Origin of the sequence: Legionella cincinnatiensis, from assembly GCF_900452415.1 — a bacterium.
Lineage (GTDB): Bacteria > Pseudomonadota > Gammaproteobacteria > Legionellales > Legionellaceae > Legionella > Legionella cincinnatiensis.
Genome location: NZ_UGNX01000001.1, coordinates 1,512,820 through 1,535,295, shown reverse-complemented (window position 1 = coordinate 1,535,295; position 22,476 = coordinate 1,512,820). Strand labels below are relative to the sequence as shown.

Below are 22,476 nucleotides of genomic sequence, written 5' to 3'. Positions count from 1 at the left end.
TTTGGAATTGGCTAAAACACGTTCTTGAAGGGCAAGAAAAAACATTGGTTTTTTATTTTCACAAGGACCTCTTCTTCAGTGATTTCTTATTCCATGGAGATGCTCTCATTATATGAAGGACCCCTAAAACAATTAAAAAAGATTGCATAAGAATACGCCCCTAAATTCAAATCAAAAGGATTTTCTCGATTATTTACCCCCCTCAAAACCGAATTGAATGATGATTATTTTATCAACATGAAACAGCATATCGACCAACTTAAATTTCGCAAAAGCATTCTACTCAGTGCCCAATTAGGTAAAGACAATAAAGGAACCCATTACAACCACACACCATTAATATCAAAGTTAATGCTGGTTGCAAAACCAGCATCCGAAACCCCTAAAAAAGCAACTGCTTTAACAATTTCTAATGGAAACTACTTAGTAGTTCCGTTTCTAAAATTGCATAGAAATATTCATCGAACTAAATCTTTAATACTAAGGATTGCCCTCACTAACTTTTATCAATTTATCAAGATAATTTAAATAAAGCTTTTCTATAATGTAGGTATATTTTGTACTATTTAAGGACAAATGATGCAAATGCCTTTATCTCCAACAGTGTATGATATTTTTATTCGCCTGCTCTTGACTCTTCTTGCTGGTGCTTTAATCGGATTTAACAGGGAAACTAAAGGCCATGCTGCAGGGCTTCGCACAACCATTTTATTATGTCTTGCTGCCTCAGTAGCAATGATTCAAGCAAATATCCTGCTCTCTATAGGAGGTAAAACTCACGAATCATTTGGTGTGATGGATCTTATGCGTATGCCTCTTGGTATTTTAACCGGTGTAGGATTTATTGGTGCGGGATGTATCTTGAAAAAAGGGGATCTTATTATTGGAATGGCTACTGCCGCTACTTTATGGACAGTAACGATTATTGGCCTTTGTTTTGGTGGAGGCCAACTCCTCCTTGGCACCATCACCACCGTTGTATGTTTGGTCGTTATTGGATTATTAAAAAAACTCGATCTTATGTTACCTCATAAGCAACATGCCTTACTTTTAGTTTCTTCAAATAAAGAAACGCTTACTCCTCCCGATCTGAATCAATTAATTCAACCTCTAGGGTATCATGCTTATTTTCTTCAATGCTCTTGCGATACAGGAACTAAAAGATCTAAATTCCAATTTCTGATTTCCTGGAAAAAACCTTTAAGTACATCGGCTCCTTATGATTTGCTTGTCTTATTAGAAAAAGACTACTGTATTGAGTCCTTTAAGCTAGGAACTCAATCGATTGATGTATGAAATTATAATGTTCATATCATGTTATAAATGATAGATGCCCAAAGTAAGTTGCGTCAGCTCAATTAGGGGCCTATAGAGAATATAACCCACACCCCTTCAACACAACTGACAGTGATCGACCCTATTATTTTTTCAATGGATTGACAAACACTGCTCTATCGCCAAGCTCCTGTTCAATTTCGAGCAACCGATTGTATTTAGCGATACGCTCTCCACGACACACAGAGCCTGTTTTAATTTGCCCTCCGCCCATGGCCACAGCAAAATCAGCAATGTAGGAATTGTTTGTTTCACCAGAGCGATGGGAAATAATAAAATTCCAGTTGGCTTCGCGACATAAGTTAATGGCCTCAATTGTTTGGGTTACTGTTCCTATTTGATTCAATTTAATCAGTGCCGCATTACATGTTCTTTCCTGTATACCGCGACGAATAAACTCAGGATTCGTTACTAAAATATCATCACCCACGATTTGTATTTGCTCCCCTAAACTTTGAGTCATGTCATGAAATCCTTGCCAATCCGTATCAGCCAAACCATCTTCGATGCTCACAATAGGATATTGTTTCACCCATGTTTTATAAAACGCAATCAACTCACTGCTTTTTTGCTGATATTTTGCATTTTTTAATTGATAATGATCGGTATTAAAAAACGAAGTGGCGGCAGGATCTAATGCAATCGCAAGGTCTTCCCCTGGCTTAAACTGAGCTTTTTCAATCGCCTGTACAATAAGCTCACAAGCCTCTTCATTATTCTTTAACTTTGGTGCAAAACCCCCTTCATCGCCAATACCCACTTCATAATGATGCTCAAGTAAGAGAGTACGTAGACTATTAAATGTTTCAACACAGTAGCGAAGCGCTTCAGAAAAGGTGGGCGCACCAATGGGAACAATCATGAATTCTTGGAAATCCAGCGTATTAAAGGCATGTTTTCCCCCATTAATAATATTTAACATCGGCATAGGCAATAAGGTTGCTTTATTATTGCTCAGGTATGCATAAAGAGGAAGATTATAGGATTGGGCTGCCGCACAAGATAAGGCTTGGGAAACACCGACAATGGCATTGGCTCCTAAATTGGCTTTAAGAGAAGTTCCATCCAAATGGATCATGAACTCATCCAGCTCCTTTTGGCGATCTTGTATTTCCATACCGTGTAAGGCAGGCGCAATAATCGTATTCACATGAGAAACCGCTGTAAGTACCCCTTTCCCTTGATATCGCGTTTCATCATGATCGCGTAGCTCAATGGCCTCATATTTTCCCGTTGAAACACCTGATGGAACTGAAGAATGGCCTTTAAGACCATTCGTTAATTGTACGGTAACCCTTAATGTAGGATTCCCACGTGAATCCAAAATTTCAGAGGCGTGAATCGATTGAATACGGACACTCATTTGATACTCCTTGACATTATGCCCTCAAGGTTGAGCGCAAACGGTTTGGGTGTTGGAGCAAATCAATGGCATCAAAAATATGGGTCACCACAACATCAGCTGCATTTAATGCAGCAATCGAAGCCCCCTCTTTACCCAAAATAATAATCCCTACCACAGACTCTTTAAGAATATAGTGATCATTACGGCCATTGCCAATTGAAACCGTTTCTTTAGGATTTAATTGATGTAAATAATTTTTTTTCGTAGTTCCTTGATTCTCTGAAGGAGTAATCAACAATTCACAAGGAAGATCTTTGGTTTCATTTTGAGCCGTCCCAAAACTATCACCGGTGACGATATGAATTTTTACCTTTTGAGCCAGTTCGGTCAGTAAAGGGGCAACCCCTTCAATCAAATAACCATCCACCGCAAGCGTACCATTGTAATCAAAGATTACATTTTTAATGGTTACCTCAGCAAACCCTGGAATCTTAACTTGAATCATCCTTAACCTCATCGTTCAAATAATTAGTTTATTTTCTTCATGACCATCCATAACAACGGAAGGGCCAAGAGCTGAATTCCTACTGAAAAAACAACTACTGCCAAAATCGATGTATCATAAAGAATCCCCATGGACACACTTCCTAAAAACCAAAAAATACCAAATCCAGTATTAAAAACTCCATAAGCAGAGCCTCTTTTTTCTTTTGGAATCATGTGGGCTACAATAGCACGCATCAATGATTCATGAGCGCCAACCCCAATACTCCATAAGATAACACCGAGTAACGCAAAATTGAAATCGCCCAAAAACACTAAAGGCGCAAAGAGACAAGAAACTAAAGTGACACCCATTAAAATAATAAAACCTTTGCGATCGTACAAATAGCCTAATAATGGGGCACTCAAGGTATTAGCACCCATGGCAATCGAATAAGACACAGGAATCCAGATGGGTGATAAAAGTGCTGTTTTTTGGAAATGATAGGCAATTAAGGGAAAATCAGCATAACCTGCTGCAATCAATGCTGCACCTGCTAAATAAAACCAAAAAGACTGATTCATTCCGGACGTTTTTAAATTATCACGCTCTATTTCTAAATCTTGTGGCCGTGGATAAAGCCATCGCGCACAAAGTAATATAGTTAAAGCAAAGAGTGCAGGAACCAATAAGATTGCAAAACTAAATGAATATCCTTCTTTAAAATAAAGCGCCACAGCAACAATCAAAGGACCAATCATAGCCCCAGTTTGATCTAATGCCTCATGAAGACCAAATGCCCAGCCCATACCGATTTGATTTCCAGCATGAGAGAGCATTGCATCTCGTGAAGGCACACGCATGGCTTTACCCACACGCTCTGTAATCATCAAAACCGCAGCAATCCACCAATAGCCTGCAAGAGCTAACAAAGGAACAGCCAATAAATTACAGATATAACCCACAATCGTAATGGTCCAGTATTTACCGGTGCGATCTGCTAAATATCCTGAAACCATGCGTACTACATAGCCTAATAACTCGCCCAATCCTGATACAAAACCTACAATCGCCGCATTGGCCCCTAATAAAGCCAAATAAGGTCCAGTGATACTTCGTGCACCTTCATACGTCATATCGGCAAACAAACTAACAAGACCTAAAAGCATAATGAAAGTGAATGCATTTTTTTGAAACAAGTAATTATAGTGGACTTTCATGAAATAAGAATTTAGCTCTTCTACTTTTAAGGAAGGTTATCAAATTAAAAAACAATAAGATATAAGTGCATTTTTGTTTCATTTTCTTTTGCTTTTTCCTAGTTCCAGTTTGTTTGGGGTTCAAATGATTAATGCCCTCTTTTATTATGAGTAGTGAAACAAGGGCTTGGGTTTTATAGACTTTGTGAAAATTTCACTACATTGATTTCATTAGAGACATCATCACCGCCTGGAAGTTTTTTTAAATCCATTTCAATTCCTCATTGAGGACACATTTAAATAATACTCTTTATAATCAATCCAAATAGGTTTTTTGAAATGTCTTCACCACCTCATGAGTCTTATTATCAATAATTTCTCCATGAACATCGCCAAAGTTTCCATTGGCTTGCAACACCATCCACGCATAAGGTTTATCAACATCGTCTCCTGCTTCTGTTGCAATTTTTTCTTCATTACAATAGGCATTTGCAGTGTATTTTGCTTTCATTTTGTTTCCTTATAAAACCTTGAGTCCTTACTCATAAGTCTAGCTTTTTTAAAATGAAGTGCACGCCGATTGATAGGAGTTAAGGGTTTTTACCTAATAGAACATGTTCTATTTTTTGAATAAACTCATAATCTTAATTAAAGTAACCGAAACAGAGTGATTCAGTCAATAAAAGACCAGAATCGCTTGCAAAAATCTTTGGTACAACCATTTTCATAATTGACCCATTTCTTAATCTACACTCAATATGTTATTAACTAAACTAGCTAATTGGGTACAAGTTGCTTCTCTCAAAAAATAGAAAAAACACTTTGAAAAAAGATGAATCATCTCATTAACTCCTCACTATTCCAAGGAAATTAACTGACTATAAACAGACTTATCCACAGAAAATGTGAATAACTTAAATGATGTTTTGTAGATGAAAAAATGAAATAAACCAAGCCCAGCAAGGGTTCACCTATATTGCCAATTATTTATTCATTATTGGGTTAAAATAAATATCCACAGGATTTGGATATTTGAAAAGAATCTAGACGTAGCGATCTTATACAAATAAAAATTAAAAAAACAGTCTTGACTTGAGTTTTTTTTCTTTTTATTAAGTTAGATATCTTGATGCACAAAATATTTTCAGCAGAGCTGCTACAATGGGCCTTATTTAGGTCCCACTTGGCATGGCATATGGAATTGGAATGTCTTGTATTGAACGTAAAGACTCCAATTCACTTCGAAACAAATTCGTTGTATTTTGTAAGTGATTAACTACTCTGATGGAACTAGTATGCACTGTGGCATGAGTCACAGTAAGATATGCTGTATCATAGTCTTTGTCTCCAACATGCCGTTTTTCTGGGGCAATTACTCTTTTCTGAAATTCGCAGGCAATTTTTCAAATTCTCTCAAGTACTCAGCACATGAATCACTCTCCTAACGATTTCACTGCGTTTTTAGGATAAAGTGATCATAGCTTCGCATTCTAGCTCAGAGGTGTTCAACAATAGAGCCCTACCCGACTCATATTACCTTGTTTTAAACATTGCTGATGTTTTACGACTTCGTCGATGCATTTTTTTGAATTGTATCTAAAACTATCAAGCTCTGCTGCTGTTTGATTTTTGTGATTAACAATAGTGCTATCAACACGATCATCTGCGAGTAATCGTTTAACGCAGTCTAGGTGACCACGTTCCACTGCATCATGCAAAGCTGTATATCCCACATTATCCTGTTTATTAGGATCCAGTTTGCGATCTGCAAGGAATAATTCAAGAACAGCAACATCACCAATGGATGTAGCCCAGAATAAAATAGGTTCTGAACTTGCTTGTATCGCATTGATATCAATTGCAGGGGTTTTAAGAAGCATTTCTATTATTTTAAACGCCTGGTTATACTCTTCTCCTTTTTGGCCTGCCAATCTACGTATCGCATCTCCTATAGGAGTAGTACAATAATGATCACTCGTATCAACTACTTTAATATTAGGATAAGCAAGTAAACATCCGCGAATAGCTCGTATGTCATTAAGACGGATAGCAACAATGAGATAATCTATATTTTCTTTGATAATACCCGGGTTGCTATTTTTAAACGTTGTCTGAAAATACTCAAGATCTGCTTTTCTTTCTTGCTCTTTAAGTTCAATCGTCTTTTGAATATCCTCATCTTGGGTCATCTTAATTATGGACTCTCCTCGATGAGGGCCTTTAAATAAGGTGCCTGGATAGTCAATCAATAGTTTAGCCGTATTTTTATGTCCATTTTTCAGTGCTAGTTGTAAAGGCGTAATACCATTTACGTTACTGGTATCTGGATTAGCGCCGCCATAATAGACTAATGTACGAATATTTTCATCGTTTCCCGATCTGGCTGCAGCATGAATACTAGTACTGTAATCATGAGTAGGTTTTATCACTGTTTCTGGATAATGCTCCATTAAAGATTGTAAAATTTTGGGATCCTTAGAAGCAGCATAATAAGCACTGTACTCACTGGGTTTGGCTCCATGTTTGAGTAAAGAGCTTACCAAATCTACTCTGTTTGCTCGGATTGCATAATCTAGTGCATGATCACTATCTGTCCTAGTAACACTGGCACCTGCATTGATTAATACATCAATCATTTCAACAGAGCTCACCAAACATAATGGTTCCTCACCATACCAATTAGTTTGATTAACAGCATTAGGAAACATCTGTACAAGTGATGAAGCCAGAGCTAAGTTGTTATTCATCACCGCAAAATGTAATAAATGATAACCTTGAAAAGTTTGCTTCAATAAAGGCCAGGATTTTAACTCATCTAAATCATTAGTGGTTACTTGATCATTAAGGAAGCGTTGCAAAATTTCTAGGCGCTCATTCGTGGGTTCTAGATGCACACCTAAAGTTTGTAGTTGTTTGTCAAATTGTTCTGTAGATTTTCCATAAGCAATTAACTTCCACCGTTTCAACATAAATTCAGTTTGCATTATTTCCTGATTCGCTTCAGTATTAAAATGCTCAGCGAGCAATCGTTTTACTAACTCAAGTTGTCCCTCTGGCATTAGTTTCTGAATAATTAATCGCATGAGCAGATGCGGTACAGTTGGATTATTCGCATGAAGAGCAAGATATTCTTCCAAATAAAACTGTTCAAAAAATTTTATAGTATCAGCATGTAATTGCTCGGCTATGTTTGCGGGTAAAAAAAGCTGATATTTAGTTTTTAAAGCGAGTAACAGACTGTAAAGACTGCAATTGCCTACAGTTTGAAAATCACCCGGAATACTATCAATAAATACTAATCCTAGAAGACCGTGCAAATCTCGTTGAATATATGCTTTATTTGACTCCCACTCATCTTTATAGAGGGTAGAAAACATATCTTTGGTTATATTCTCGGGTTTAGATATTTTGTAATGTTCTATCGTGGCATCAGTACTGCACCCACCACCATTATTGCGGTACAGATCATTCTGTTTCATAACAAGATCTATCGTATGTTCAGGCCAACCCGTAATGATTTCGACACCCGCATTTTTACTGTCTTCTATCATAGAGAGCAACATTTTTTCTTTAGAGGTATTTGTAGATTGGTAATACGAGTGGGACATAAAATAAAGACGCATGGCTTTTACTGCCATGTTTCTTACCTCTCGAATAGTGTCTAGGTACTCTGTATTCTTATTATTTTTTTCGCAATAAGAAACGTATGCATTCATTAAATATACCATAAATGGCGCGGTATCCTGAGGAGAACTTCCTGTGAGTTTGATGAGGTGGTTATCTGTAGGTATTGAACCACTTAATGAAAATAAATGGCCGAACATTTTACTTGCTTTCTTCACATTTTGTCTTGATTTAGCGTGGAGACATTCATCTTCTAATGCAAGTGTCCCTTCATCTAAATTATTTGGAGAAAAACTAAATTCATTTAAATAAGATAAGGCGCGTAAACGTTCATCACTGTTGTCTAGGGTCAAATTTTTTATATGGCTAATCACTGCTTTCAAATCAAGCTGAGGTTTGAGCATTTTGAAATTGTTGTTAAGTACGGTGTTTGTATATCCATGTGAGTTATAAATCGCACACTGAGCAAAGCAATATTCGACATCGATATTAACTTGAGCATCAATAAGCGCTTGGGTTAAAGCAATTATTGTCTCCTCAGATACCAAACCTTGACGAAAATCATTAAAGAATTCTGCTACGGTCCTTTTAATAGTTTCCTCCCCCTCTTTTTGATCTTTACATAGACTAAGGAGTGTAGGAAATGCAGATTTAAGAGTATAATCTTCGCTTTTGAGGAGTTCATTTAATATAGACTTACCATCTTTATATTTCTCAAGAAGCGATGCTGGATGAAGTTTAAGGATCTGTATTAATAATGCATTATTTGCATAATCTGATCTACCCGCTCTATTCTCAAGGATTAAATCAAATGCGGATTTACCTTCATTATTTTTATGGTCAACATCAATAGCCTTGTTAATAAGTAGTTTTGCGATCTCTTCTGCTTGATATTCGCAAGAAATAATTGCCAATTGCAGATAGTTATTTCCATCTTTATCTAAGAGATCAATATCACATTGTTCATGATTGATTAAAGCAGTAACTAATGCCATATTCTTATATGTCGTATCACTTAAAATCAAATCCAATACTGTCTGTCCATTATTATTTTTAATGTTTGGATTCGTTTGTGGATGGTTAGCCACCGCTTGCATGTGCTCTTTATGAGCAAAGACATTCTCAGAAATAAGATGTAGCAATATAGAATTATGTTTAGAGGTTTTAAGATTAGGATTGAATTTTTTGTGCTTTATAAACATTTCCATGGAGCTACGAGAGTTCCAATCATGAGAATCGTAGACAAATTCGAAAAATGTTTTGTCACTTGTAATTATTTGATTGATGTCAAAACCTTCTTTTTTAAGCAAGAGATTAAAGGTTTCATGTTCATCGTATCGTACCCCATGCTCTAAATAGTAACTCAGGAAGCCCTTATTCTGATTATCGATTGCACTTATATCCGCTCCAGCATTTACTAACTTCTGGAGATAGTCAAAAAAATATCGAGTTTGTGCATGCTTAGACTTAGCTAAAATGTGTAAAACAGAATCGCCCTCATCGGTACTATCAGTGACTGCAAAATTTGCTTCTTTAAGCTTTTCTAATACGTCATATGAACTATCTACCTCATTGAGAAGCTTTAGAAGACTGGAGCTGTACATATATTTCGCTCAATTTGATTATTTAAAGTGCCGATATTATGACTTGTAAATATTAATAAAATATTAAGATGAATGATAGATTATTGATGGTGATTACGTACATACCTCTGAATATTGCCCTTCAACTCCAACTTCTTGGCTTCAACAACTACACATCCATCCAAGAGATAAGAACCACCCACCGCATTTAGAATCTAATTAAGCCATGTTTCCAGCCAAGCGATTGTTACCAGTTTTCTTGCGAGCATAAAATAAGGCAATAATTGAACTCTGGCCTGTACAAGCAACCGAAAATTGTATCAATGACTAGCATTGGCTTTTTCAAAATGTATGTTCATTGTTTTTATCCAGATACAATTTCATCCCTTCATGGCTAGATTCAAAACCTAATTTCTCATAAAAATTTTTTGCTCTTGAGCGTTTTTTGTTGGTTGTTAATTGAATGATTGAGGCACCTTTGGATCTCCCATAATTGATTGCAGCATTCATCATCCATTCACCAATTTTCTGACCTCTATATTGTTTAGAAACCCTTACAGCTTCAATCTGCATTCGGGTTTGCCCAGTAAAAGTAAGTGATGGGATGATGGTTAAATGGCATGTTCCGATAATTTCATCGTCGTTTTCTACAATCATCAGGTATTGATTAGGGTCAATATCTATCTTGTGGAAAGCATCAACATAGCGCTGATCTAATGCTTGCTGCTTGTTCTCTCGTGTTTTTCCAAGCTCATCTTCAAAGAGAAGAGCCACGATCGAGGGTAAGTCATTTATATGGGCTTTACGGTGGCTGATGTTTTTGTTCATGCGTTATTCATTTATTTAATTGTTTTTCGAAGATTGCCTTTACTGTCTGGAGTTAAAAGAGATAGCTCCAATTTTTGGATAGTATCAGTATTTTTACCCTCTTCTGGTTATGGTTTTTTTAGTGGCTCAGGTTTATTACTCATGTTTTCCACCATTATGATTTTTTAACTTAAATGCGTATTCTAAAATGTTTTCCGCTGCCTGAGCTGCGGACAAAGCGCTGACATCTAATTCTAACAAATGTGGATGATCTATGTGAATAAGTTGCTCTCTTTGATATACGTCTTGAGGATCAATTGATTTCCATCGCGCTCTTCTAGAGGGAACCGTAATACGTCTTAGATGTTCTTCTTCAGAGATAAGCAATTTCACAGGAATAAAGATCGAGTTGCGCTTTAATGCCATTGTTTCTACTTGTATATAGCAATCCCGATCACCTTCATTTTCATATAGGCAATTTGTTAAAACGTAATTGTGATTTTGTTCCATAGTGATGAAATCAAAAACAACAGTACGAATGCGCCCTATGGCATCCCATCCAAACTCAGGGATTTTACTAAAGCCGTCGTAATTCAGTAATGCAAAAATTGGATTGTTAATGAGCTGATTATCACAAACAATAAAATCATGTTTCATCAATTCCTGGCTAATTGTATATTTTCCAGTACCAGGATGGCCAAACAAGTAGATAATGTAAGTGTTTTTTTGTTTTATCATCCATAGTTCATTTGTATCTGGTTGTAAGCTAAGTTTCTTAAAACCCGCTTTTTCATAGGCTCGAATTGCCGCAAAATTGGTACGTTCAGGATCAGCAAAAATATGGGTATATGAAGCCGCATATTGATTTAAAAATGCTGTAATCGCAGATGCGCCAATACCACGATTCAAATACTCTGTCTCACCTATCAACACATCGAAGGCTGCAAGAGATTGAGGTAAGCCTTGAAGTGATTTTGAACAGGGAAAATCATAAGCATTATAGAGTTGGATATAGCCAATAGGTTTCTCATCAACACAGATAATATAAGGGTGGATTGGTTTAGGAGTACCATGAACCAACTTATACCCTTTAACATAAGCGGCATATTTTTGAGAAACCAATTCATCCGTCCACTGGACATCCGGATCCCACCATATTTTCACATGCTTCGCTTCAAGCCACTTCAAAAGGAGAGAAAAATATGATTCGGTTAGTTGCGTGAACGTAATCTTCATAAGCTATTTTATTTCTTCAACTTGTATTAAAACCCTAAAATAGATCAACAATTGGACCATCTTATTTTTTACTACAGCCAACTATTGTATCACAGAATGATCTGATTTTGATGTCATGAGGTACTCTAGCGAAGGAAACGAGGGAATGTCTTCATATAACTCACTATCGCTCAATTATAATACAGATTTAGAAGAAAAGTAGCAAAGGTATAAGGCGATATTATAGATTAAATTTTATCTTTTTGTTATAATATTGGCCATGCGATAATCTTCTCCCAATGGCATAAAAGGAGAACTGGCTTCCTAGCTTTAATGATTAAACGGGTTCTCGCTAAGATGAGGTGTGTCGCAGCATATTTAGCTTATCTTAGTAAGATCCTTTGATGTGTACTCGCCTCTTTTTTGAATTTCATCATTAGATACCACTAATGAATGTCTTCACTAATGGAGTGCTCGCTCGTGTACACATATAAACTTGTTCTTCAAAATTTAACTGCAAATGAATTACAAATTGCTTTTGTCAACATCCCAATCTCGGCGAAGACTCTTGATTTAAGCACCAATGACCTCAGCCAGAGAAGTGCCGAAGAATTAGCAATAGCCTTTGCGAACATTCCAACTTCAGTGACCACGCTAAATTTAGAGTACAATCTTCTTTACAAAAGAAGTGGCGAGGAGCTAGCGATCATCTTTGCTAGCATTCCTCCCTCAGTGACATCACTTAATTTATACCATAATTTCCTTGGTCACAGAGGTGTCGAAGAATTAAAAATAGCTCTCGCTAAGATTCCAAAGTCGGTGACTTCACTTAATCTAGGGTTCAATCGCCTAGGCCGAAGAAGTGGTCAAGAATTAGCCACAGTCTTTGCTAACATTCCATCCTCAGTCACCTCTCTTGATCTGAGTCTTAATAATCTTAATTTTAGAAATAGCAACGAATTGGCAACAGCCTTTGATAAACTTCCACCTTTTATCACTGCCATTAATTTAGGATTCAATCATCTTAGTAAAAAAAGTGGTGAGGAATTAGCAATAATCCTTGCTAGTATTCCGACATCAGTTACTACTCTTGATTTAAGTACTAATGGCCTTAACGAAAAAAGTGGCAAGGAACTAGCGATCGCCTTTGCCAGTATTCCATCCTCTATAACTACCCTAGACTTGAGTCTTAATAAACTTGGCCAAAAAAGTGGGGAGGAACTCTCAATAGCATTTACCAATATCCCACCCTCCGTGACAACTCTTGAGCTGGGTAGTGATTGGCTTGCTATATTGGAGCAATTAAGCCAGCAAAAAACAACTCTATCGACGATTACCAATATGGTTATCACTTATGACTCAGCTAAAGAACACTCAACAAAACTTAAACTACTCACGACGGTATTTCCCAATCTAAACAAAGTGACATTTATGGATAAAGGAGAAGATGTATTCGCCAATCAAAATCCATTGCAGGAAGCAAACTGGCTCAAATTATGTGGCATTAAAGATTCTGTACCTTCATTACGCAGTCAAGCCTTGTTTTTTGTAGGTCAAAATAAAAATCATAATTCCATTAAAAACAACCTTACATTTCTTCCTAAAGAACTTAGGATACAATTACAAAATAATTATTAGAGTCTGTTGACAATTCGGCTTCCAAAACCCGAGATCCCGCGGCTTGTCCCTGAGAGATCCTCACAAAATTGAAATACTGAAGATGCAGTGCTACTTAGGGCCATTCAACCTTAGAGCACTGCCAGAGGACTTAATGAACTTGTAGTCATTCTCGCGCAAGGGCCACTTATTACTTAAAAAGCAGTAGCCAGGGAATTGAAATAGCTGATTGATGCTTCATTGCTGATTCTAATCTTTGTGGCAATTGGATGCATCATATCAGCAAAACAAAAAAGAGATATAAATCTTCCTAGCCGCTATTGACATCCATAATCTAGTTTATTAGCCAATTAGATGTTATAATTTATAATGTTAACCTTCTATTATCTTCTTATTGCCTATCTAGGGAAATTCATTTTTATCTTGTAATTTCTTTACTTTACCTCATAGTCATTAGGAGCAATTAGCTATTTATATAGGATATCTATGAGCTACCAAACGTGTCATTACTGTTTAGAAATTAAAAATTATTTTTCCTTAACAGGGAAATCTCGAGCTAAAAATGGAAAGTTATTTTGCTACCATCTCTGTCCATCATGCACCCAAAAATTAATTGGCATTAATAGTTTCTCTGATAAAGAAGGTCGCCAATTGTTTTTAAATACAGTAAAAGAAAATGCTCAAAAAAATCCCATATATGTTGATGAATAATTTATTCTATTCTTTTAATAATTGATATTTACTTACAAACAAAAAGCATAAGTAAACATTTTTTTCTAGGTATAGCTAGTGGGCGTAGTCAAAACACTATTATTGCAAATAAGATTAAGGCAAGTTGACAATTCATGTTCACTGCCTAGCTTATAACCTAGAATAATAGTATCCTTATATCCAGCTAGAAAATATCTATTTTTATACTCTCCAAATTGTCGTTTTATTCATTTAATCCCTCGTTCGGTAGTTTTTAATTCTTGACCGGCTTCCGGTTAAATTCGCCTATACGGGCATTTTAATAAACACTTAAGGATACTTATGTCTAAAACAGTAAATGAGATTGTTAAGTGGTTTGACGAATCGAAGGGATTTGGTTTTATTAAGCAAGAATCAGGTCCAGATGTTTTTGCTCACTTTAAAGAAATTTCAAGTTCTGGCTTTAGAACCCTCACTGAAGGGCAGCGGCATCGATAACGATACTAATTTTTAATCCATTAAAAACTCTGGCTTAAAAGTAGAAAAAACAGTTACAAGCATCAGAAAAAGTGCTCAAAATAAATTGATTTAAAATTGCACTAAAAAATGTTAATCTATTCTCCTAATAAAAATAAGCACTTTTCATGATTCAATCAGAACACACCACTCAACAGCCATCATTCGCTCAACGCCCTCTTCGCCAAGAATTAATAAAGAGCCTTGCTTCTTCAAATTATGAAAATATGACCTCAATTCAAATGCAAAGCCCCCTCATAATTCTTAAAAATGAAGATATTATTGCTCAGGCAAAAACAGGGAGTGGAAAGACGATTGCTTTTGCTTTGTCTTTATTAAGTAATTTAAAAATTTCTTTTTTTGCAGTACAAGGCGTACCAATATTTACAAAATGGAAAATTAAAAAGATGCAAAGTTAATGTGCGTCAAATAAGTTGATTTTTCTACAGTTAGCAGATCAGGATATCACTCAAATGAAAATACAAGACGGGCTTCATGAACGACGGGCTCTTAAAATATCAATAGCTGTTACACTTCTCTTAGCTGTGGTAGGTATTTTATTTGGGCTATTATCGGGTTCATTAGCTATCATCTTTGACGGTATGTTTAATATGGTGGATACCGTTATGTCAATCCTGGCATTTTTTGTTGCCCGTCTTTTAACAAGCAAAGGGAATCGAAGATTTCAATATGGTTACTGGCATATTGAACCTATGGTTCTTGTTTTGAATGGTAGTATTCTAATACTTCTTTGTGTTTATGCGATGATAAATGCAATTGGCAGTTTAATGTCTGGTGGGCATGAACTGAATTTTGATTGGGCATTTGTGTTTGCTCTTTTAGTATTTTTTTTATCAACCGGCATGTATTTTTATTTGATTAAAAAAAACCGCAAAATTAAGTCTGAATTTTTGCGCTTAGACATTCAAAGTTGGTTAATGTCTGCTTTGATTTCCTCTTCTCTCCTAGCAGCATTTGGCCTCGCTGCCTTATTGCATGGTGGGGTCTACGGATATTTTACCCCCTATATTGATCCTCTTATTTTAGCGATTCTTACTGCTTGTTTGATTTTTGTGCCTATGGCTGCAGTCCGTGATGCCATACGAGACATATTTCGCATGGCACCCTTAGGTCTTGATGAAAAAATAAGAACGTTTTTAGATAACCTTATCAAACAACGGAATTTCAAAACCTATACAAGTTATGTTGCAAAAATAGGACGTGCACAATTTATTGAAATACATATAGTAGTGCCCATGGACTACCCAATTTCGAGCATTGAAACCTTGGATGAAATTCGTAATGAAATCGCATTGGCTATTGGAGAAGACACGCCTCAACGTTGGCTAACCATCGCTTTTACTGCAAATGAAAACTGGATTTAGCAGAAGAATTAAAGAGCTTGGCAAGTAATATAAGAAGCAAAATGATGCTGATAGTATTACTCTGAATCAGGAAATAGGTGTAAGCCTGAGTAATTTAGAAAATAATTTTGTAGCGGGTCATTCCACAGAAAAATCGTAATATTTTCTGGAAGTGCCATAAAAAAGGAATTCTTGCCAACATTAAACTAGATGGTTTAGCTAAATAATCATAAACACCTGCATCAAGAACAATCATGGTATGAAAACCTACGTTGACGAAGCCAATACTCAGCAGGCCAACTTGCCAGAACTCAGGATTTTAAATCCTTAATAAAGGCTGTGCTAAATTTTATCAAAATAAAACTTCATCTTACATTTACCCCTTTACTATAAACTCAGAATGCAGATGTTTTGCGCAGATCTTTCTTGTTTAAGTGACTATTTCAAGGCTGCAATAATGAATAATATATTATTGATTTATATATTTATTTCATGCTAATTTCAAAAATACAAAGATCAATAAAGGAGCAGAATCAAAATATAATTAACACTATATTTTATTGCAAACTATTTTTTGTAATTTAAGGGATAAGCTTTACAGGAGAGTACAATGTTTGAATATTTCATGCAAAAAGCAAAAAACGCTTATCTGTATTTTTTTGCCTATAGAAAATATGAGTTTATCAATAGATGTAATACGTTATTAAATCAAATTTTTGACAAAATTAAAGAGATAGAGCCTGAGTATGTAAGTCATTTTAACTGGGATGAACTTAAAAATGAGTTTAAAACAGATATTTCTAATCTTATTTCTATTGATAACTGGACAGTTTTTCATGATATTGTTATTAATTTAAATGAAGAATCTTTAACTAAGATTACTGATTTTGCGGCAGAAACATTTGTAAAAATCTTATTAAGAGAAAAAAACCCTGAAGTTTTATCTCAGATCAAGGAAGATATAGAACAAAAATTAGACAAAAAAAGCTTTATTGCATTAAATAAAATTTTCAATCTGTATTTAGAATTAAAGTCCCTGTTTGAAATCAATACTTTTGAATCTCCTAGTGAAGGTCTTATCATCGCCAAAACATTTTCAGAAGCAGTTTTAATGTCTTTCGTATCAGAACCACTAGTGAATAAATGGTTAGGTATATTACAAAAGCCAATTGCATCTGATAAACCCATTCTCCCCTCACATTTTAAATATCTTCAATTTGAAGGATATACCTTACAACCTACACCTCCTCATTTTAAAAATGCAGCGATATATGAAAATCAACAACAAGAGCAATTTATTTTTAAAAAACCAAAGCATTTAGAAGATATTTTAGCAAGCACGATTGCAAGTGTTATTGCCCATCCGCTTTGTTCAAACATATTGCCGACTCAAACCGTTTGCTCAGATGAGGGTAGTGTATTTCTAAATCAGCCATTTTTGGCTCATTTAAAAACTATCGTTCCGAGACGTTTAGATTTTATTACTTCTCGAAATTCTATATTTCAAAATGAACAATTATTTTCTAAATTTAAAAAGGAAAACTATAAAAAAGATAGTCAGTTTTTGACTCAGTTTTGTCATATTATTGCCGCGAGTTTTTTAGTCTCAGATTGGGATTTACATCTTGGCAATATTGTATTAAATAAAAAAAATCTTTATAAAATTGATCACGATTGGGCTTTAGATGAATTAGGACAAATTAAGATCTTATCATTTTTTGCAAGACGGAATGTTTTAAATACTGTTTATCAAGATCGATTTCCCCCAAGTAATGCATTAAGAGATTATCAATATCTTATTAACTATCATGAATTTTTTGATGCATTGAAAAATATTGCAGACAAGGCCGAGGAAACATTAAAAGCAACCCTAGTTAATGTTAATAATACCTTGTTGCATACATTAACTCCTTTTACAGCAGATGAAAAACGTACTGCCTTAATGGGCTTAATGCTAAGGCTTGGTGGCCAATTCACTCAGAAACAATATCAGTTTGATGATTGGTGTGAGGATATTGTCAATACCATTGGCAAAGGCTTGCAGCATCGTATCCATAGCATGAGATTAATGGCCCTTTGCTCAAAACTTTATAATCTTGAAGATACAGTTGAAATTGAAAAACAATTGCGTGTAATTCAGGAGTATTTGCTTCAAAATGATAAGGATCTGACCCTAGGTTGTAAAATTATTCCTCTGGAAGCTCAAGCACTAATTAGACAGGGGTTAAGAAAGCTGACGATGGAAAATGTGAAAACTGATTGTGATATTTTGGCTAAATGGTTTTTAGCTGATAATGTGCATCAATTTAAATTTTTCCAACCAGAAAAACAGTCTGAGGATCTGGAGCTAAAATCTAGTTATGGATATCAAGCTAACCTATAAAAGAGTTTTATCATAATAATTTGAAACACAAACAGAGAGTTTTTTGGGGCGCAGAAAACTCTCAAAAATTTCTCTCAACTAAACGCAACTCCTATTAGAATGGAGTTGCTTTATCTGTCAAAAAAATAATGTACTTAGGCAGAAAATAAAATCCTTTTTTGAGTAGTCCTATCGACTGGAAATTTAAAATCATTATATAGGTTTCGTTTCACATCTGAAGTTACTCATTAACGTATTTACTCTGATACTACTACTCTTGGCATTGAAAATGGCACATTCACCATAATAGATGGAGCAATTTGACCACTTAGTTGCGCCAAGTCATTCAACTTTGGCTCATGATCTCTCCATCCAAAAATAATTGCCCTATCTCCTGGTTTCACTTTTGTCAAAGATCCCAAATTTACCATCATTGCATTCATGTTAATTTTTCCAACGATAGGATATTGCTGATTGTTGATACAAACCATTATCCCATGTTGCCATTCCCCTAATGTCTGGGCTGTACGCGGGACTCCTTCAGCCCATCCCCCTGCAAGGGTAGCTATCCAGGCACCATCTTTCGGAGCGCGCCAGTAACCACCATAAGAGACAGGCTCTCCTTCTTCAACATAAAAAACATTACGTACTTGTAAATCCATTTGTACAACTGGGCGAAGCCTCGGACTATCTAGATGTAAATCTTTTTCAAGTTCCATGCCATAAAGCCCATGCCCCACTCTTGTATACAATCTCATATTAAATTCTTTTGAAAATTTTTCAAATTGCAACGGCCATTTCTCAGCAAGAAGAGCAAGCCCTCCACCAATATGAATCAAAGGGATATGAATGCCTTGTAAAAAAAGAAATTTTATAACTTCCTTCAATCTATGGAATTGTAGAGAACGGAAATTAATGATTTCATCTCCATTATAATCTGTGCAACGATAACAAGCTAAATGAGTAGACAGCCCTGCAAACTCCACTTGATTAGGATCAAGAAGTTGCAATTTTGAAATAGTCTCCATGACTGAATCAGGTATATTACTCTCATAGCCACCGTCTCGCCGCAAGCCAGTATCAACCATGATATGTACTTTTAACTTTCCAAGAATACGATGCTTATTTTGCAGCCATTTTTCAATCATTTTTACGGATGCTGCATTTTTGCTAGAAGGCAAAATAACTTCTATTTGATTGGCAGCATAAGTGCTAAGATCATATATCATAGGCGCTTCAAAAGTCATGAGACGCACAGAACTGGGAATCCCTGAGTTTCTCAGTGCGATTGCTTCTTGCAATTTAGCAACTGCTAAAAAATCGATACCTGCTTCTATGGCTAAATCTGAAACTAATTTGGAACCTAATCCATAGCCATTACTCTTTATCACCCCAATTATTTTTGAATGCGAACAATGTTTCCCAAAAGAAATAATATTTTCGATATTTTCTTTTATCGCTTTTGTGTTAATAAATAAAATAGAACTCGTTTCGCTGGTCTTTGAAAAATCCGTTGAAAGATGTTGATACTCATCTAAATAAATTTCATATTGGTCATTATCAATATAGTGAATACGCTTATTATTGTGAAATTGTACCTCTCTGCCTTTTATTAAATATTGATATTGAATCCATGGTTCTAAGGACAACAATGGTCCTTTGTTAAATTCACAAAAAATTATCTTATTCCAATAAGTTTGATAATTTGAAGCAATTTTATCAAAATCATAGCGATAATATTGCATTGAATTTATCAGCATATCGACAGCTAAAAATCCCCGACCAACACTCAAGCCAAATTTATAATCGGTGCTTCCAGCACTATCTCCAATAAAAAATAGAGGAACATGAAGATTTTTTTGCCATGAAACTTTTATTGCAGCCCTATTCCAGTAATATTCGCTACGAGAGGCATAGAAGATTTCTATTTTTTCTAAATCGGATGGTAGCTCAATTCCATATTTATTTGTTTCATTAACAATAATTTTTTTATAATTTTCAAACCATTGTTTTGAGTTTTCAGATAACGCCCTCCCAGTCATATCAAGTCGATTGAATAGAGAATTATATTTTACACGGTGGATAAAATCCTCGGGGACTTCATTTAGTACAGAAGATAATTCACCAGCTGGATAGGTATATAGTTGAACATCATAGTTGCAATTATTAGATGCCGCATATGAAATACCATTTTCACCTAATTTAGTATATAAAATAGGAGTAGAATTTCTGAGGTAATTCTCTACACCTTTATTTTGATAAATTAAATAAACACCATGGCCTTTTGGTTCAGATATTTTCCCATCAAGAAGATTTAGTTCTCCTCTTAATGATTTTGCATAGGTTCCACAAGTACAATAAATTGCCGTTATATTTTCTATAATTGTTGAATGATTTATTGAAAGTATTTTTTTTATTTCTGCCTGGTAATTTATTTTCTCTAAATCGAAGTAAACAGGAATAAAAAAGAATCGATTTTTATATTCGGGATTATTTTGAAGAAAATTAATCATACTTTCTTGGAATAAACCAATATTAATCCATGGCCAATAAGGATAACCTGGTTTTGGCCAAAAATTTTCATCATCTGCTTGATATGTATTAAATATTCGTAAGCGTGTTTCCTCGTCAGCCCACATTATATTTTTTACATATTCAGGTAAATTTTTAGCAATACAGAAAGGAATACGAATAACTTGCAGACGTTCAAAGGCACGACCTTCAAGTATAAAAACACGAGCATTTTTTTGACTTAATAGAGTGTAAGCTAAATAACACCCTACAGGGCCACCTCCCATAATAATATAATTATTCATAAAATCTGTAGAAATTTTAGTACTATTCATTTAATAAGGGCCATTTCTAATTTTTCTTCTTCTAATATTTTCTTTTTTTCTTTAAGTACTTGTAAAGAGAATGGAGGGCTAATATCAGTAATCTTACAAATTAGGCTACGATATTTTTGCTTACTATACCAATTGGACGCTGTTTAAGACCTATTTGATGTTTCTTCAATTGAAAAATAATAAAAATTTAGCCTGTCAACCCCTATGAATAAAGGCAATATTATGGAATAATTATTGCCCAATTTAAACAATATTGGTCTACTTAAATGAAAATAAAAGCAATTTATTTAATGATCTCTATTTTTTTCCCTGTCGCTTTATTCGCCAGTACCGCTACTTGTCCTTTATCAAACGGAATCAATGTACACACCACAAAGCGAATTTTAAATATTTGTAAACATGGTACTGTAATTAAGAGCTTTAAAGTAGCTCTCGGAAACAAAGGTGTCGGTAAAAAACAAGCGGGTGATAATAAAACTCCAATTGGTTTATATGGGTTAGCTCATCCAAGAAAATCCAATCAATTTAAAGTATTTATTCCCATTCTCTATCCCACCACAAAGCAACTAGCTGCAGGATATACAGGTAGAGATGTAGGGATCCATGGACCCACTCAGTCATCTAGTAGGCTTAGTTGGTTTAACAACTTACCTTACTCAACACGTGGATGCATTGCTGTTGGTAAAAATAACTATATCGAATATGTGGCTAATTGGGTAAAAGCCAATCCAGGGACTAAGGTTTTAATTATTTAAATTGAGATGAGATTTGATATCGCCTTGAGACACGTAATCTATTCCTATAAAAGGAATCATGAATAATGTGTAATAAGACAGTCCAGAAGAAATATAGGGGACAAAAATCTATTGCTCAAGTAGTCATCTTAGATGAAAACCGAGTATCTTTCTTTAGCAGGAGCACCAAACAGATAACGCGATTTATACCAAGACATTTGTTGAGCTATACAACAACGCCGCTATTTTAAAGAAAGGAACCATATTTTTGCTCTAACTCGAACTATGTAAGATTATTTTTGATAATTCCTCCACTTTTCATAACGAATTTAACGTGTTGCAATCTTGTGATATCAGCAATAGGAGCGCCCTGAACGGCTATCAAATCAGCAAACTTTCCAGATTCTATTGTTCCTATATCCAAGCAAATCTGCTGCAGAGATAGTAGCTGCTTGAATTGCTTCCAACGGATTTAGTTTTCGGCGTGTCATGGATTTAAGCTCTTCAGCATTTTTGCCATGACGCTCTGCCGATGCAGGATCAGAGCCGCTAGCAATTTTGACTCCGATCTGTCTTGCACAGAAAAATGTCTGATTTTTTGCTTTGACTAATGACTGAATACTATCGGAAGACAATCCACCAGACGCCTTGGCTATTCTCGCATCGAGCCCTGACAAGGTAGGAACAAGAAAGACACTCTCAAGATTGCAGAATTCTTGAGGTAGATACCACTACGAACATCCAGAATTCTCGTA

General features: G+C 35.3%; 15 protein-coding genes and 2 pseudogenes. 8 read left to right on the top strand and 9 right to left on the bottom strand.

The features are described from left to right. Window positions 1–585: 585 nt before the first annotated feature. Window positions 586–1,296 (top strand): MgtC/SapB family protein, encoded by a 711-nt coding sequence (locus DYH34_RS06735; protein ID WP_115342658.1) that lies wholly within the window; start codon window positions 586–588, stop codon window positions 1,294–1,296. A gap of 124 nt (window positions 1,297–1,420) precedes the next feature. Here the strand turns inward: DYH34_RS06735 and eno are convergent, their stop codons facing one another. The 7 genes from eno to DYH34_RS18325 form a co-directional block, all read right to left on the bottom strand. After that, window positions 1,421–2,698: a phosphopyruvate hydratase gene (gene eno / locus DYH34_RS06730; protein WP_058466127.1), complete on the bottom strand. Its 1,278-nt coding sequence runs from the start codon at window positions 2,696–2,698 to the stop codon at window positions 1,421–1,423. A gap of 16 nt (window positions 2,699–2,714) precedes the next feature. Next, the gene (locus tag DYH34_RS06725) at window positions 2,715–3,185 is read right to left on the bottom strand and encodes an HAD family hydrolase (protein ID WP_058466126.1); all 471 of its coding nucleotides are present in this window, start codon (window positions 3,183–3,185) and stop codon (window positions 2,715–2,717) included. Window positions 3,186–3,208: 23 nt separating this feature from the next. Next, a complete protein-coding gene (locus DYH34_RS06720; RefSeq protein ID WP_058466125.1) occupies window positions 3,209–4,384 on the bottom strand; it encodes an MFS transporter in 1,176 nt (391 codons plus the stop codon). A gap of 295 nt (window positions 4,385–4,679) precedes the next feature. Then, window positions 4,680–4,874 (bottom strand): hypothetical protein, encoded by a 195-nt coding sequence (locus DYH34_RS06715; RefSeq protein ID WP_058466124.1) that lies wholly within the window; start codon window positions 4,872–4,874, stop codon window positions 4,680–4,682. 994 nt (window positions 4,875–5,868) lie between these two features. Next, entirely contained in the window at window positions 5,869–9,591 is a 3,723-nt protein-coding gene (locus DYH34_RS06710) for an ankyrin repeat domain-containing protein (protein WP_058466123.1), read from the bottom strand. Window positions 9,592–9,912: 321 nt separating this feature from the next. Then, window positions 9,913–10,398, bottom strand: a complete 486-nt coding sequence (locus tag DYH34_RS06705) for a GNAT family N-acetyltransferase (protein WP_058466122.1) — start codon at window positions 10,396–10,398, stop codon at window positions 9,913–9,915. Between the two features lie 135 nt (window positions 10,399–10,533). Next, entirely contained in the window at window positions 10,534–11,613 is a 1,080-nt protein-coding gene (locus DYH34_RS18325; protein ID WP_242606205.1) for a GNAT family N-acetyltransferase, read from the bottom strand. Between the two features lie 459 nt (window positions 11,614–12,072). Here DYH34_RS18325 and DYH34_RS06685 point away from each other — a divergent pair, with 459 nt between their 5' ends. The 6 genes and pseudogenes from DYH34_RS06685 to DYH34_RS06660 all read left to right on the top strand — a co-directional run bounded on the left by DYH34_RS06685 (window position 12,073) and on the right by DYH34_RS06660 (window position 18,162). Next, entirely contained in the window at window positions 12,073–13,230 is a 1,158-nt protein-coding gene (locus DYH34_RS06685) for a leucine-rich repeat domain-containing protein (RefSeq protein WP_058466120.1), read from the top strand. Between the two features lie 465 nt (window positions 13,231–13,695). Next, window positions 13,696–13,920 carry a hypothetical protein gene (locus DYH34_RS06680; protein WP_058466119.1) on the top strand — a complete coding sequence of 75 codons (225 nt, stop codon included), beginning with the start codon at window positions 13,696–13,698 and terminating at the stop codon, window positions 13,918–13,920. A 321-nt stretch (window positions 13,921–14,241) separates the two neighbouring features. After that, a pseudogene (locus tag DYH34_RS06675) lies at window positions 14,242–14,388 on the top strand (cold-shock protein); the annotation flags it as partial. Window positions 14,389–14,543: 155 nt separating this feature from the next. Beyond that, window positions 14,544–14,792, top strand: a pseudogene (locus DYH34_RS06670) (DEAD/DEAH box helicase); the annotation flags it as partial. 96 nt (window positions 14,793–14,888) lie between these two features. Further along, window positions 14,889–15,800, top strand: coding sequence for a cation diffusion facilitator family transporter (locus tag DYH34_RS06665; RefSeq protein WP_058466116.1), 912 nt, complete (start codon window positions 14,889–14,891; stop codon window positions 15,798–15,800). 589 nt (window positions 15,801–16,389) lie between these two features. After that, on the top strand, window positions 16,390–18,162 hold the full coding sequence (locus tag DYH34_RS06660) for a hypothetical protein (RefSeq protein ID WP_058466115.1): 1,773 nt from the start codon (window positions 16,390–16,392) through the stop codon (window positions 18,160–18,162). 236 nt (window positions 18,163–18,398) lie between these two features. Here the strand turns inward: DYH34_RS06660 and alr are convergent, their stop codons facing one another. Beyond that, complete coding sequence (gene alr / locus DYH34_RS06655; protein ID WP_058466114.1) at window positions 18,399–20,987, bottom strand: alanine racemase; 2,589 nt, start codon at window positions 20,985–20,987, stop codon at window positions 18,399–18,401. 266 nt (window positions 20,988–21,253) lie between these two features. On the opposite strand from alr, the gene DYH34_RS06650 reads away from it, so the two are divergent. Then, on the top strand, window positions 21,254–21,742 hold the full coding sequence (locus tag DYH34_RS06650; protein WP_058466113.1) for a L,D-transpeptidase family protein: 489 nt from the start codon (window positions 21,254–21,256) through the stop codon (window positions 21,740–21,742). A 365-nt stretch (window positions 21,743–22,107) separates the two neighbouring features. Here DYH34_RS06650 and DYH34_RS06645 read toward each other — a convergent pair whose 3' ends face one another. After that, window positions 22,108–22,356: an amidohydrolase family protein gene (locus DYH34_RS06645; protein WP_058466112.1), complete on the bottom strand. Its 249-nt coding sequence runs from the start codon at window positions 22,354–22,356 to the stop codon at window positions 22,108–22,110. Window positions 22,357–22,476 lie beyond the last annotated feature (120 nt).

Excerpts from the sequence above, each read along its gene's own strand:
- eno (WP_058466127.1), bottom strand. The coding sequence starts at position 2,698 with ATGAGTGTCCGTATTCAATCGATTCACGCCTCTGAAATTTTGGATTCA.
- alr (WP_058466114.1), bottom strand. The coding sequence starts at position 20,987 with ATGAATAGTACTAAAATTTCTACAGATTTTATGAATAATTATATTATT.
- DYH34_RS18325 (WP_242606205.1), bottom strand. The coding sequence starts at position 11,613 with ATGAAGATTACGTTCACGCAACTAACCGAATCATATTTTTCTCTCCTT.
- DYH34_RS06710 (WP_058466123.1), bottom strand. The coding sequence starts at position 9,591 with ATGTACAGCTCCAGTCTTCTAAAGCTTCTCAATGAGGTAGATAGTTCA.
- DYH34_RS06735 (WP_115342658.1), top strand. The coding sequence starts at position 586 with ATGCCTTTATCTCCAACAGTGTATGATATTTTTATTCGCCTGCTCTTG.
- DYH34_RS06650 (WP_058466113.1), top strand. The coding sequence starts at position 21,254 with ATGAAAATAAAAGCAATTTATTTAATGATCTCTATTTTTTTCCCTGTC.
- DYH34_RS06715 (WP_058466124.1), bottom strand. The coding sequence starts at position 4,874 with ATGAAAGCAAAATACACTGCAAATGCCTATTGTAATGAAGAAAAAATT.
- DYH34_RS06660 (WP_058466115.1), top strand. The coding sequence starts at position 16,390 with ATGTTTGAATATTTCATGCAAAAAGCAAAAAACGCTTATCTGTATTTT.
- DYH34_RS06680 (WP_058466119.1), top strand. The coding sequence starts at position 13,696 with ATGAGCTACCAAACGTGTCATTACTGTTTAGAAATTAAAAATTATTTT.
- DYH34_RS06665 (WP_058466116.1), top strand. The coding sequence starts at position 14,889 with ATGAAAATACAAGACGGGCTTCATGAACGACGGGCTCTTAAAATATCA.
- DYH34_RS06720 (WP_058466125.1), bottom strand. The coding sequence starts at position 4,384 with ATGAAAGTCCACTATAATTACTTGTTTCAAAAAAATGCATTCACTTTC.
- DYH34_RS06705 (WP_058466122.1), bottom strand. The coding sequence starts at position 10,398 with ATGAACAAAAACATCAGCCACCGTAAAGCCCATATAAATGACTTACCC.
- DYH34_RS06725 (WP_058466126.1), bottom strand. The coding sequence starts at position 3,185 with ATGATTCAAGTTAAGATTCCAGGGTTTGCTGAGGTAACCATTAAAAAT.